10 protein-coding genes and 1 pseudogene are annotated in these 13,538 nt (G+C 71.2%); 3 read left to right on the top strand and 8 right to left on the bottom strand.

The features are described from left to right. Positions 1–14: 14 nt before the first annotated feature. A complete protein-coding gene (panD, locus tag KUTG_RS12635; RefSeq protein ID WP_043716958.1) occupies positions 15–437 on the bottom strand; it encodes an aspartate 1-decarboxylase in 423 nt (140 codons plus the stop codon). 507 nt (positions 438–944) lie between these two features. On the opposite strand from panD, the gene KUTG_RS53340 reads away from it, so the two are divergent. Further along, positions 945–2,039, top strand: a complete 1,095-nt coding sequence (locus KUTG_RS53340; RefSeq protein ID WP_198047131.1) for a helix-turn-helix transcriptional regulator — start codon at positions 945–947, stop codon at positions 2,037–2,039. 13 nt (positions 2,040–2,052) lie between these two features. Here KUTG_RS53340 and KUTG_RS12625 read toward each other — a convergent pair whose 3' ends face one another. The 6 genes from KUTG_RS12625 to KUTG_RS12600 are packed head-to-tail and all read right to left on the bottom strand — an operon-like array spanning position 2,053 to position 10,649. Next, on the bottom strand, positions 2,053–5,175 hold the full coding sequence (locus KUTG_RS12625) for an amidohydrolase family protein (RefSeq protein WP_084579257.1): 3,123 nt from the start codon (positions 5,173–5,175) through the stop codon (positions 2,053–2,055). A gap of 11 nt (positions 5,176–5,186) precedes the next feature. Next, positions 5,187–6,050 (bottom strand): N5-glutamine methyltransferase family protein, encoded by an 864-nt coding sequence (locus KUTG_RS12620; RefSeq protein ID WP_043716957.1) that lies wholly within the window; start codon positions 6,048–6,050, stop codon positions 5,187–5,189. After that, a complete protein-coding gene (locus tag KUTG_RS12615; protein WP_043716955.1) occupies positions 6,047–7,297 on the bottom strand; it encodes an aminotransferase class I/II-fold pyridoxal phosphate-dependent enzyme in 1,251 nt (416 codons plus the stop codon). The genes KUTG_RS12620 and KUTG_RS12615 overlap by 4 nt, the downstream gene beginning before the upstream one ends. Then, positions 7,294–8,190, bottom strand: coding sequence for a prephenate dehydrogenase/arogenate dehydrogenase family protein (locus KUTG_RS12610; RefSeq protein WP_157494509.1), 897 nt, complete (start codon positions 8,188–8,190; stop codon positions 7,294–7,296). Before KUTG_RS12610 ends, KUTG_RS12615 begins: the two co-directional genes overlap by 4 nt. Beyond that, on the bottom strand, positions 8,187–10,289 hold the full coding sequence (gene pabB, locus KUTG_RS12605; protein ID WP_043716953.1) for an aminodeoxychorismate synthase component I: 2,103 nt from the start codon (positions 10,287–10,289) through the stop codon (positions 8,187–8,189). The genes KUTG_RS12610 and pabB overlap by 4 nt, the downstream gene beginning before the upstream one ends. 39 nt (positions 10,290–10,328) lie before the next feature. Further along, complete coding sequence (locus tag KUTG_RS12600; RefSeq protein ID WP_052396569.1) at positions 10,329–10,649, bottom strand: chorismate mutase family protein; 321 nt, start codon at positions 10,647–10,649, stop codon at positions 10,329–10,331. Positions 10,650–10,863: 214 nt separating this feature from the next. Here KUTG_RS12600 and KUTG_RS12595 point away from each other — a divergent pair, with 214 nt between their 5' ends. Further along, positions 10,864–12,534 carry a class I adenylate-forming enzyme family protein gene (locus KUTG_RS12595; RefSeq protein WP_043716952.1) on the top strand — a complete coding sequence of 557 codons (1,671 nt, stop codon included), beginning with the start codon at positions 10,864–10,866 and terminating at the stop codon, positions 12,532–12,534. 13 nt (positions 12,535–12,547) lie between these two features. On the opposite strand, the gene KUTG_RS12590 is transcribed toward KUTG_RS12595, so the two are convergent. After that, positions 12,548–13,117: a GNAT family N-acetyltransferase gene (locus tag KUTG_RS12590; RefSeq protein ID WP_043716951.1), complete on the bottom strand. Its 570-nt coding sequence runs from the start codon at positions 13,115–13,117 to the stop codon at positions 12,548–12,550. Positions 13,118–13,226: 109 nt separating this feature from the next. On the opposite strand from KUTG_RS12590, the pseudogene KUTG_RS61145 reads away from it, so the two are divergent. Then, a pseudogene (locus KUTG_RS61145) lies at positions 13,227–13,538 on the top strand (MFS transporter); the annotation flags it as partial.

The raw sequence follows: 13,538 nt of genomic DNA, 5'->3' as shown, positions 1-13,538 counted from the left end.
CGCTCGCGGTGGTGTCAGTTGCGGGCCGCGACCACGTCGCCGCGGAGCAGGCCGGAGTCGGCGGGCACGTCGGCCGGGTCGGCGCCCTCGTGCAGGATCCGGTTGGCCTCGTCGACGAAGACCACGCGCGGTTCGAGCTTGCCGAGGTCGTCCTGGTGCACCTGGGCATAGGCGATGATGATCACGAGGTCGCCGACGCCGATGAGCCGCGCGGCGGCGCCGTTGATGCCGATCACACCGCTGTCGCGCGGGCCCTCGATGACGTAGGTCGACAGCCGCTGCCCGTTGTTGATGTCGACGATGTCGACCTTCTCGCCGGGCACGAGGTCGGCCGCCGCCATCAGGTCGGCGCTGATCGTCAGCGAGCCGACGTAGTGCAGGTCGGCCTGCGTCACCGTGGCCCTGTGGATCTTCGACCGCATCAGGGTGCGATACATGACTGCTCCTGTCGTTGACTGTGTGAGACAGGCACCGTGACCATTTGCGTGGACAAGGAAAACGGTGCGGAGATCGGCTGATGGGCCACCGGTTGGCCGACGGTGGCCGTGGTCATTGGTCACACCCCCGGCGGGTTGACGCGCGTTGGTACGCGATGCAACCATCGGTTGAAGCGGTGCCTGGGGACACCGTGGCTGGTCTGGGGACCATGGGGGAAGTTGGTTCGTGTTCTGGGGGTCACAACCGGTGCCGCGCCTTGTCGTGCGCGCAGCCACCGGAGTTGCTGTCGAGCCAGGATTCTGGCGCGTCCTGACGAGCCGATGTGGCGGCTCCGACCGGGCGTCCACATGAGACGGACCTGTGTTCCCGCATGCGGTCAGCGAGGCATTTCTGCACAAGGGGGACAAGTGACCGCTGCCCTGACGGGTGGTCGACACGGTGTCGAGTCCGAGTCTGATCGACGACATGCGCTCGAACGTCGGGTGCTCGACCTCTACAGCGCCAGAATGGGTGAGACGGACGTGGTGCTGGACGTCCCGGCCGACCACGATCACACGCTGACCGGGCTGCTGGTCGCCGGCTACGCGCTCGAACAGGGACGCAGCGTGGCCTATCTCACCGACGACAGCGACCACGTGCTCTCGCGGGCCGACTCGATGCCGGGTCTGCCGGCAGTGCGCCGGCTGCACGGCCAGGACCCGCTGAGCGAGATCGTCGCCTACTACAACGCGCAGGCGTTGGGCGTCATGGACTTTCCGACCTACTTCAACACCAATCCCAAGGTCGAGCCGGCCGAGGTGGTGGTGTTCGACGACCAGAACATGGCCAGCGAGCTGGTCGGCAGCCTGTTCGCGCTGCGGGTCGACCGCCGGCTGCAACGCCAGGCCTACGAGGGTTTCTGCGAGCTCGTGCTGTCGCTCGGCGTCGACACGCACACCGCGGTGGCGCGGATGCTGCACGAGGGCCCCGACAGCCTGCTCTCGCCGCAGCAGCTCGACCAGGGTGACTGGGCGCGGATCGTCGACCAGGCCGCCGAGGTGCTCACCCCGGGGCTGTTGACCGAGGATGCCCGGTTCACCTGGCCGCGCCTGCAACCCTGGCTGCACCAGTGCCGCGTGTTGATCGCGCCCGCCGGCGTCGAGATCCGGCCGCCGCACCAGCTCATCCGCGCCCTGCCCGGCTACCGCCACGCCAACCAGCGGGTTTTCCTTGCCCGCCACCAGCAGGCGCCGGCCACGCCGGACGGCCCGGACCTGCCGGACACCGACAAGCTCACACTCTCGCCGAGCATCCGGGTCGCCGTGACCTATCTGCGGGGCAACTACGCGGACGGGGGACTGACCCTCGCCCGCGTCGCCCGCAAGGCGTACCTGAGCCAATATCACTTCTCCCGCCGCTTCAAGCAGGAGACCGGCTGGCGGTTCATCGACTTCGTCACCGCGCTGCGGCTGACCGAGGCCAGGGACCTGCTGCGCGACACCACCATGTCGATCACCGATGTCTCCCGTACGGTCGGCTATCCGGAGCTGAGTCATTTCCAGCGCACGTTCAAGAAGTGGTTCGGCACCTCGGCGTCGGGCTACCGGGGCGTGACCCGGTAGCCCGACCGCGCGGTCAGTGCTGGCAACAGGTCCGCATGCTCCATTCCGGACGGTGCCAGTAGTGGGCGGGGTCCGGCGCGGCCGACGCCGTGGCCGGGCCGACCGTCACGGCGGAGGCTTTCGCCGTCGGGCCCGGCCGGAACGGCGCGAGCAGCTCCGGCACCGTGCGCAGGACGCCGCCCACCATCACCGACTGCACCGCGGCCGCGGCGTGGATGTCGGCCAACGGGTTGCCCTGCACCAGAACCAGGTCGGCGATCCGGCCCGGCGCCACCGCGCCCAGCAGGTCGCCGTAGCCCAATGCCCTGGCGGCGTTGCCGGTCGCGGTCAGCAGCGCCTCACGCGGGGTGAAGCCGTACTTCACCAGCGCGCGCAGGTTCTGGTGCGCGCTGACGCCGAGGTCGTCCAGCGGCGCGTCGGTGCCGAAGACCACCAGCCCGCCGGCCCGGTGCACCCGCAGCAGCGCGTCCGCCATGCCCTTGGTGACCAACTCGTCGAACTCGCCGCCCGGCTGCCCGGCGGCGTCGGCCTTGGCCACCAGCCGCTGGTAGTCCCAGTCCGGGAACAGCACCTTGGTGCGCTCGTCGTCCACCAGCGACCGGTCGCCCGCGTACAGCTCAGTGGCGAAGATCATGGTGGACGACACCCACATGCCCGTGGCCGCCAACAGGTCCACCGCGTCCTGCGACATGTGGTAGCCGGCGAAGCTCAGCGTGCGCGAGTAGTTCAGCCGATGTCCGCCGCCGGGGTGCTCCATGCCGTCGAGGCCGGTGTGCGCCGCCGGGTAGAGGTAGTGCGAGGTGACCGGGACGCCCATCGCGTGCGCCCGGGCCACCACCCGCTGCTCGAAGGCGACCGGCAACCGCATGTACGACTTGAGCTGGTCGTAGTCCAGCCCCTGGGCCCGGTCCAGCTCCCGCTCCAACTGCTGCGCGGAGTGGATCGGCCGCATGCAGTTGTAGAAGGCCCGGCTGCCGTCCAGCGCCTGGCCCGAGCCGAGGTAGCGGGGCCCGACCCGGGTGCCGGCCTCCATCGCCTCCCGGTTCTCCACCATCTGGTACGCGAGGTCGCCGGGCGACTTGCTCGTGGTCACGCCGTAGGACAGCCACAGCCGCCCCTGCCGGTCGCCCCACTGCTTGCCACGCATGTTCCAGTGGTTGTGGGTGTCGATCAGGCCCGGCATCGCCGTCAGTGCGGAAGCGTCGACGACACGCGCGCCGCTGGGCGCGCTGCCGCTGGGCAGCACCGCCTCGATCGTCGCGCCGCGCACGACGATGTCCACGTTGGGCCGCAGCTGCTCGCAGGCGCCGTCCCACAGCGCGCCGGCGCGAATAACCGTGGGCTGGCTGACCCGGGCCGGCTTGTAGGAGAGGTCGGCGGTGATCGTGCGCGCCACGCCGCCGGCGGCCCCGACCGTCCGCAGCACGCCGTTGCACAGGTAGACGACGGAGCCGTCCGCACCGATCGACAGCGAGTCGGTCACCTCGTCGGTCAGCTGCTCGGGCGGGCCGGTGATGGTGCCGTCGGCCGCGACCGGCACCCGCCAGCCGAGGCTCTCCGCCCCGAACACCAGGTGCTGGCCATCGGCGGTCCACAGTGGACCGTCGTTGTCCCTGGTGCTGATCGACCGGTCCGGCGCGATCTCCTGATAACGGAGCTCGTTGCTCGCCAGGTTCACGGTCAGCACCTGGTTGTTGCCGTTGGAGGTGCGCTTGGAGTACGGCTGCAGCGCGGCCATGGCGATCGTGCCGCCGTCCGGCGACCAGGTAGGCCGCCCCGGCTGGTACAGCGCCGGCAGCACCTGGCGCACCGAGCGCGCGGCCACGTCGAACACCCAGGTCTGGCCGGACTCGTCCTGGTAGGCGATCTTCGTGCCGTCCGGGGAGAACCGCGGCGAGAACTGGCCGCCGGCCAGATCCGTGAGCCGATCCGACCGCCCCGACGCCAGGTCCAGCCGCCACAGATTGGCGGTGCCGGCCCGGTCGCTGGTGTAGACCAGGGACTGGCCGTCCGGCGCGAAGTCCGGATCGGCCGCGAAGTGCCCGTCGTCGACGACCTTGCGCGGGCGGCCGCCGACCGGCAGCACCCACAGGGCGTTCAGCGCACGGAACGCCACCTGCTTGCCGTCCCGCGACACCACGGGGTCGGCGATGCCCTTGGCCCGGCGCGACGCGTCCGACAGCAGGTCCCGCCGCTTGCGCTGGTAGTTACGGCCCGCGAACGGCAGTTCGGCGGTGAACGGAATCTCCTGCGCGGCGCCGGAAAGCGTGCGGCGGCGCAGTCGACCGCCGGAGCTGTAGACGAATTCCTGCGCGGAGAGCCACGACACCGGCAGCGGCGGCAGGTCCTCGCCGGTCACGACCGCGGTGGCGCCGACCATCAGGGTGGCCGCGGCGCCGGCGCTCACGTAGCTGATCCGGCCGTCCGGTGTGTAGACGGGGGAGTAGGCCAGGGCAGGGTCACTGAGCAGCTGCTTGCGTTGGCCGGAAGGGAGATCCAGCTCCTCGATGACGCCGTCGCCCACGACGTAGGCCAGCTTCGTGCCGTCCGGGGACCACACCGGGGAGGCGTGCACCTCGTCGGCCTCGGTGACCGCCCGCTGCCGCCCGCTGGCGATGTCCAGCACGTAGATGCGGCTGACGTGGTCGCGGTCGGAGGAGAACGCCACCTGCTTGCCGTCGGGCGAGAACCGCGGCTCCAGGTCGAAGCCCCACCCGGTGGTGAGCTGGGTGAGCCCGGTGCCGTCGGCGTTGATCATCCACACGTCGTAGGTGGCGTTGAGGTAGGACTGGAACACGATCCGGCGGCCGTCGGGCGACCAGTGCGGCCGGGTCGCGTCGTGCGCCTCCGGCGTGATGCGGGTGGCCCGGCCGCCCGCCGTCGGCAGCAGCCAGATGCCGCTGGCGATGTCCACCGCGAGCCGGCGGCCGTCCGGGGACACCGAGACCCCGAGGTTGGCGCTGTCCTTCACGGTCACGCTGCCCGCGTCGACACGGTCGCGCACCGGCAGGTTCTGTGCCTGCGGTGTCTCGGCGGCCGCCGTCGACGGGCCGGCGGCCAGCCACAGCGCGCCGGTGCCGGCGACGATCGTGCCGCTGCCGCGTAACACCTGGCGGCGGGAGAGTCTGTGTTCCATGGGTTTCCCTGTCACTTCCTGCGCGCGGTGGTGTATCGGGGCGTGCCCCAGTGGTCCACGCCGTAGCTGATGTCGGTGAAGGCGTCTTGCTCCCGCAGCAGGGACATGATCACTTCGGCCTGCTCGTCGTCGTGCTCGATCGCGACGCCGCCGCCGCGCCGCAGCAGCCGCACGGCGGCGGCCACCACCGCCCGGATCACGACGAGCCCGTCCTGCCCGCCGAACAGCGCGGACCACGGCTGGTGCTCCTGCCATTCCGGCGGCAGCACGACACCGTCCACCACGAACGGAGGGTTGGGAAGCAACAGATCCACCGTGCCGTCCAGCTCGGCGAACATCGCGGGGTCGGTGACGTCGCCGGCGTGCAGCGCGACCGGGGTGTCGCCCAGCTCGGCCTGCCGCGCGACGTTGCGGCGGGCCCAGGACAGGGCCACCGGGTCGAGCTCGATGGCGTGCACGGTCGAGTCCGGCCGGGCATGCGCGACGGCCAGGGCGATCGCCGCCGATCCGGTGCACAGATCCACCGCGAGCGGCCGGGAAACCCCGTGGAGCACATCGAGACCCCAGGCCAGCAGCGGTTCGGTGTGCTTGCGTGGCACGAAAACGCCCGGCCCCACCGCGATCTCGACGCCGCCGAGCACCGCCCGCCCGGTGAGGTACTCCACCGGCACGCGGTCGGCCCGCTGGGCCACCAGATCCCGCAGCCGGGCGAGATCCTCCGCGCCGGGCACGGCGTCGAGGGGCAGCTGCGCCACGGTGCAGCCCATCACGTGCGCGGCGAGTTGCTCCGCATCCTCGCGCGGCAGCCAGGCCCCGGCATCGGTGAGGGTCTTCTCGGCTTCCGTCAGCACGACGCCCAGCGTGGTGGCGGTCATCCGTTCCAGACCCCTTCGAGGATCTTCGCGGCCGTTTCGAGATGGCCGCGTTCGTGCAGCGAGGACAGGGCGAAGCGGACCAGGCCGGTGCCCTTGGCCACGGTGGGGAAGAACGCCGGCAGGATCAGCACTCCGGCCTCCTTCAACGCCGTGGCCGCGCGGAACGCCGCCGCCTCGGTGTCGAAGTGCGCGCCCCGCACGGGGGACCGCAGACCCGCGTTGACGAGCCGGTCGCCGGTCAGCGCGTCGAAGTCCTCGGCGTTGCGCCACAGGCGTTCCTGCAGCGCGGCGACCTCGCCGTCCAGGTGCAGGCGGGCCGAGGCGACGTTGGCGGCCAGCAGCGGCAGCATGATCGAGTGCCCGAACACCAAGGGGTTGGCGAACTTGCGCAGCATCCGCACGTCGTCCTCGCTCGGCACCAGAGCGAAGCCGCCGGAGCCGCCGAACGCCTTGGACAGCGAGCCGGCGATCACCACGTTGGGCGGCAGCCGGTCGCCGAGCGCCTCGAAGGCGTAGCCGGCGCCGTGCCGGCCGGCGATGGAGATGCCGTGCGCGTCGTCGATGTAGAGGTGGCCGCCGTAGGGCTCCAGCGCCGCCAGGATCCCGGTGACGTCGATCAGGCCGCCCATCGAGCCGACGCCGTCGATCAGCACGATCGGCGTGCGCCCGTCACGGCGGGCCTCCCGCAGCGCGGACTCCAGCGAGTCGGGTGTCTCCGAGTCGAACCGGCGCGCGGAGCCGATCTGGTCGAGCACCCCACGCAACACCTGCATCGAGGAGTGCGCGGTCTTGTCCACCAGGAACGTCGAGCCGCCGGGCGCGATCGGGTAGCTGGGCAGCGCGCCGGCCCCGAGCAGCGGCAGCAGTCCCAGGTGGACGGTGCCGACCGAGGTGAAGGCGACCGCCTTGTTTCCGCCGTACACCTGGGAAAGCAGTTCCTCCAGCTCGCCGAGGTAGTGGGGGCGCATCCGGTTGCGCGAGGTGGACAGGTGCACGCCGAAGCGGCGCAACGCGTCCTCGGCCGCCGACACCAGCGCGGGGTGCTCCTCAAGGCCGAGGTAGGAGCAGGACACGAACTCCAGCGCCTCGGTGCCGTCCTCAAGGCACACGATCTTGCCGGGCTTGCGGCCGGTGACCACGTGCCCGGTCAGTCCCTGCTCGAACGCCACGTCCAGCGAGTCGGACGTCTTGGAGATGCGGGATTCGACCCAGTTGGCCGCCCGTGTCTCCTGCTGCGGCTGGATCATGTCGCCTCGATTCGGGTGGACGTGGACAGGGCGTCGAACAGGTGGGCGCAGGTGTCGCGGTGCTCGTCGAGGCTGTCGCCGAACAGCGCGCCCAGCCGGCCCAACGCCGCCGTGAACCCGGCCTCGTCGGCGCCGTCGATCAGGTCGGCCAGTCGGCGCACCGACGCGGCCAGCGCGCCGCGAGTCCCTGCCGCGTAGGGGTTTGCGGCCTGGATGTCCCAGTACACCTCCGGTTCACCGGCGGCGATCCGGGCCAGCAGGGCCAGCAGGGTCGCGTGCGGCGGTGGCGCGATCGCCGCGAGGTCGCCGATGTCGGCGCCGAGTTCCTCCAGCGCAAGCCCGAAACCGAGCACGCTGGCGTGGGTGAGCACCTGGGCCGCGGCGGTGAGCCGATCGTGCCGCTCGGCGTCGACCAACACCGGTCGGCCGCCCCACTCGGCCAGCAGGCCCAGCAGTTCGGCGGCGGCCAGACCGTCGTGCACCACCACGGCGGCCACCGGCTTGCCGAGCATCCCCAGCGACGGCGCGAACATCGGATTCAGGCTCACCGCCTGCACGCCGTCGACGTCTTGCAGCGCCTCAACCACAGGGCCCTTGACCGACGTCGTGTCGGCCAGCAGTGCGCCGGGACGTAGATGCGGTGCGAGCAAAGGGATCCCGGTCAGCGCGATGCGCTCGGGAACGGCCAGCAGCACCAGGTCCGCCTTGCCCAGCTCCGCGATCAGGGCGTCACCGGGCGCGGTGATGTCCCCGGCCACGTCGCCGCCGGCCACGTCCACCACGACGATCTCGGCGCCCGAGCCGGCCAACAGCTCGGCGAACATGCCGCCGACCGCACCGGCGCCGCCGACAATCACGCAGCGCCGCAACAACCGCACGCCCGATGCGCTCACGCCGATCCTCCCAGCGCGGGACGCAGGGCCGTCGCCGCGACGGCGGTGAGCACCGCGCGCGACTTCACCACGGTCTCCTCGAACTCCTCATCGGGGTCCGACAGCGCCACGATCGCGCCGCCGACACCGAAGCTCATGCTTTCGCGCGTGGTGACCAGGGTCCGGATCACGATGCTCAGGTCGGCCGCGCCGGACAGGGAGAACCAGCCCAGCGAACCGGAGTACACGCCGCGCGGGCCCTCCTCCAGCCGGTCGATGATCTCCATCGTGCGCACCTTCGGCGCGCCGGTCATGGAGCCGCCGGGGAACGCCGCCCGCACGCAGCTGACCGCGCTCTCCTGTGCCCGCAGCGTGCCGCGGATGGTCGACACCAGCTGGTGCACCGGCGCGTACGTCTCCACGTCGAACAGCACCGGCACATGCACCGAGCCGATCTCGCACACCGTGTTCAGGTCGTTGCGCACCAGGTCGACGATCATCAGGTTCTCCGCGCGGTCCTTCTCGTGCGTGGAGAGGTCCAGCTTGAGCAGCTCGTCCTGCTCGAGAGTTCCGCCGCGGGGCCGGGTTCCCTTGATGGGCTTGGATTCCACCACGCCGTCGGCGCCGATCCGCAGGAACCGCTCCGGCGAGGCGCTGAGCACCGCCACCTCGGCGAAGTCCAGGAAGGCCCCGTAGGGCACCGGGCTGACCCGGCGAAGCCGGGAGTAGGTGTGCCGGGGGTCGATCTCCTCGTCCACGGTGACCGCGTTGGTCAGGCAGATCTCGTAGGACTCGCCGAGCCGGATCTCGTCCAGGCAGGCCTCGATCCGCTTGAGGTAGCCGTCCCGGTCATGCCGAGGGTGGGCGGTCTCCGAGCCGGCCATGTCGGTGGCCTCGGCCGCGCCCAGCACGCCCGCGTTGTCCATGGTGGACGCGGCGAGAAGGGGGAGTCGGGCCGCCGTCTCGTCCAGCCAGCCGAGAGCGGACGCCTCGTGCTCCGGCGTGCTCAAGGCCAGCAGGAACGACCGGTGCCGCTCGTGGTCGATGACCAGCGCGCGGTCGGCGAACAGCAGTGCGGCGTCGGGGGTGTCGGCCCGATGCGCCGCCGAGCCGCCGGTCTCGGCCTTCAGCTCGTAACCAAGGTAACCGACGTAGCCGAGGTTGAAGTCGAACGGCAGGCCCTCGGGCACCGGCAGCGAGCGCGCGGCCAGATTCTCTTGCAGGTAGCCGAAGAAGTCCCGCTGGATCTCCTCGACCCGGCCGTCCGATCGGGTCACGGTGACCACCCGCCGGCTCACGTCGTAGGAGACGTACTCGGCCAGCGGGCCGGTGTCGTCGCCCATGACGGAGAACTGCGCCTGGCCCGGGCGGATCTCGCTGCTGTCCAACCAGAAGCTGCGGGCGGAGCCGGTGAACAGCTCTCGGTGCGCCACATCCGCGTCCGGCTCGTAGGCCACTTCGTGGACGTGCAGGCGCAGGTCCGGCGCCGCAACGGCCGGTGCCGGGCGTGCGGCCGGCGGGGGAGGGGCGACCGCCGGCGCCGGACGCGCGTCCAGCACGAGGTCACGGAAGTTGGCCAGCAGCAGCCGGCCGTGCTCGCTGTTGATGGACTCGGGGTGGAACTGCACGCCCCACAACGGCTTCTCCCGATGGCGCAGACCCATCAGCACGCCGTCCTCGGTCCACGCCGTGCGGTCGAGCACCTCGGGCAGATCGGTGACGGTCAGCGAGTGGTAGCGCACCACCGAGAACGGCGAGGGCAGACCGGCGAAAACGCCGTCGCCGGTGTGGTGCACCAGCGAACTGCGGCCGTGCATGGGCTCGGGCGCGGGTCCGACCTTGCCGCCGAACAGGTTGGCGATGCCCTGGTGGCCCAGGCACACGCCGAGCACGGGCCGTCCCGACTCGAGGACGGCGCGGGAGCTGATGCCGAAGTCACGGGCGCGGTCGGGGCGGCCCGGACCGGGCGACACCACGATGCCGTCGAACTCGGCCATCCGCTCGGCCGGGAACTCGACGTCATTGCGCACCACGACCGGCGCCTGGCCGGTCACCTCGCCGAGCAGCTGGTACAGGTTGTAGGTGAACGAGTCGTAGTTGTCGATCAGCAGTGTCCGCATGTGGCCGGTCTGCCCTTCCCCCGTCGGTGAGGCGTGCTGCTAGCTGGCCGGCGTGTTGCCCATGACGAGGTCCTCGACCCGGCACGTCTCGGCGATCATCAGGTCGTACAGCCTGCGCAGGAAGTCCTGGTCGATCCCGTTGCGCTCGCCGTACTCCGCGGCCCGCTCCTGCACGATGCCGATGCGGTGCGGTTGCATCATCGGGATGTCGTGCTCGCTCTTGAGGCGGGCGATGCGCACGCAGACCTCGATCCGGTCGCGCACCACGTCCAACAGGCGGGCGTCGATGCCGTCCAGTTCGCCGCGCAGCGCCTCGAGGTCGCGGGCCGCGTCCGAGGATCGTGCCGCCGAATCCGCCATGGTCACCTGGAATCTCCTTGTGGTCGTCCCGCTCACCGACGGGCCTTCCCAGATCTACCGGGCGGCGGCGGCGCGCGGGGCGGGTCACGGGGGATGCGGCAACAAACGCGGCCTCGCGCAACAACCGAGGTGCACTCGCGCAAGAAAGACGTTGTCCCGCCCGGTCGCGCGCGCGGACGATCGGGACCTGAAGCCATCACCGGAAGGCGCGTCGATGACCTTGTCCGCTCGTACCCTGTTGTCCGCCGAGTCACGGGCGAAGCTCGCCGCGGATCCCGCCATGGGAGGCGGCAACGTCCTGGCGTCGGCGCTGGCTCTCAGCCCGAACCCGGACCTGCCGTTCATCGGCACCGGCCGCCCGATCCCCACCTGCGACGGCGGGACGACCACCGAGTTCAGCCTCCGCTCGCTGGACCGGCTCGTGCAGAGCTGGTCGGTCTGGTACCTCGGCCAGGGCGTGCGGCCCCGTGACCGGGTCGCGGTCTACATCGAGGACTCCTTCGCCTACTCCGTGCACCTGTACGCGCTGGGGTGCATCGGCGCGATCGCGGTGCTGGTCAACAGCAAGGCCCCCAAGGAGAACGCGCTCGAACTGATCCGGCGCACCGGCCCGGTCGGCGTGTACACCACTGCCGGCCGGCTCGACCTGCTCCGCGAAGGGCTGGCCGACCTGCCGGGCTCGCGCTGGATCGTGCTGGCCGAGGACGTGCCCGCGCCGCCCTCGGCCGAGCTGTCCGACGCCGACCGCTTCCGGCACGCCCCCGAGGACCCGGTGTCGATCCTGCATTCCTCGGGCACCACCGGATTCCCCAAGCCGGTGGTGCAGACCCACGCGTCCAGCGTCGCCGGCCCGCGGTTCCGGCTCACCGACTACCTGGACTCGCCCGACGACCTGATGATGGCCGCGCAGCCGCAGTCGCACCTGGGTTCGGTGGTGTACGTCAACTACGCCGTCCTGGCCGGCACCCCGATGGTCGCCCACTACGACCCGGCCGGCGCCGACCTGGTCGACGCCATCCGGCGGTTCCGGCCGACCACGGTGATGGCCTTCGCCCACGCGTTCGCGGAGCTGGCCGACGTCGAGGTGACCGACGGCGCCGTGGACTCGGTGGAGAGCTGGGTGACCATGGGCGACGCCATCCACGAGGCGCACCTCAAGGCCATCCTGGGCAAGCGCGATGCCGAGCTGCCCTCCGCGGTGTTCTACGACCGCTTCGGCTCCACCGAACTGGGCTGGGGCCTGATGGTGCAGCCGCGTTCCCTGACGTCACAGCGCAACGACCGCTGCGTCGGCCGTCCCGACGCGCTGTCCGAGATCGTCGTGCTGCGCCGTGACGGCACCCTGGCCGAGCGGGGCGAGATCGGGCTGCTCGCTGCCAAGGGCCCGACCATCACCGCCGGGTACTGGAACGACTCCGACACCACCTACCGCAGCCGCCTGTCCGGGTACTGGCTGTCCGGCGACCTGGCGTACCAGGACGAGGCCGGCGATTTCTACCAGTTGGACCGGGCCGTGGACGCCATCGAGACCGCCACCGGCACCGCCCACTCGGTGCAGATGGAGGAGCTCCTGCTCAACGAGCTGCCGACGATCGTGGACTGCACGGTCGTGGCCGGCCAGCACGACGGGACCACGGTTGCGGTGGCGCTGGTGGCCACCGGCGACGGGCACACCGACCCGTCCGAGCTGCTCGGCGCGGCCAACACCGTGCTCACGGCGGCCGGCCACCCGGCGCTCGCCGTGCTGGAACTGGCGCCGTCGGCCGCCGACATCCCGCAGGGCGTGACCGGCAAGGTGCTCAAGCGCCAGCTGCGCCAGCGCTACGCCACGCTCGCCGACTACCTGGGCAGTAGCGACGCCGCCGTCGTGGCCGCCGCCCTCTGACCGTGCGTGGACGTCATCCCCGGGCGGCGGGGGTGACGTCCGCGGCGGCCCACTCGGTCGCCAGCATCGCGTACACGGCCAGGTCCGCCCGCTCGCCCTTGAGCATCTCGCCCTGCACGAAGAACGCTTCCCGGCGCATGCCGAGCCGCTCCATCAGCCGCATCGACGAGGTGTTGTTCCCGTTGCACATGCCGACGACCCGATGGAAGCCGTACCGCTCGAACGCCAGCCGCAACACCTCGCGGCCGGCCTCGGTGGCGTATCCGCGGCCGCCGTGGTCGGGGTTCATCACGAAGCCGATCTCGGCCCGGCCCAGCTCGGCGCTCAGCCAGTCCAGGTTGAACTCGCCGATGAGCCGCCCCGACTCGCGCAGCTGCACGGCGATGGCCAGGTTGTCGCCCTCGCCGGCCAGCTCGGACTGCTCGATCCTGGTGGCCAGCGCCGTCCGCGTCTCCGCGTGCGTGCGGGTGTCCCACAGCAGGTACCGGGTCACGTCCGGGCGGCGCTGGATGTCGTGCAGGTCGTCCAGGTCCGCCTCGGTGAAGGAACGCAGCACCAGCCGCTCGGTGACAACAGGATCCATGGGGTGACCACTCCGAATTGAATTGTTCGCCGTGAATGAGCCATCGGATGCTAGCATCCGGAAATCGGCATGGGGGACTCGTGAACGCCTTTTTCCAGGGAACGCTCCGGTGATCCGCCGGCTGCCGCTGACCGCACTCGTCGCCGCCTGCGGCGTGTCGTCATTCGGCGCGACGATGACGATGATCGCCATACCGTGGTTCGTGCTGTCCAGGACCGGCAGCGGCGTCCAGACCGGGGCGGTGGCCGCGGCCGAGACGCTCGGCCTGGTGCTGTCGGTGGTGCTGGCCGGCCCGCTGCTCGACCGGTACGGCGCGTGGCGCGGCAGTGTCGTCGCCGACCTGGCGGCCTTCCTCGCGGTGGTGGCCATCCCCGTCGCCGACGCCCTGCACGTGCTGTCGCTGCCGGTGCTCGTGGTGCTG

Origin of the sequence: Kutzneria sp. 744, assembly GCF_000568255.1 — a bacterium.
In the GTDB taxonomy this organism is placed as follows: Bacteria; Actinomycetota; Actinomycetes; order Mycobacteriales; family Pseudonocardiaceae; genus Kutzneria.
This window is presented reverse-complemented; position numbering and strand designations above follow the sequence as displayed.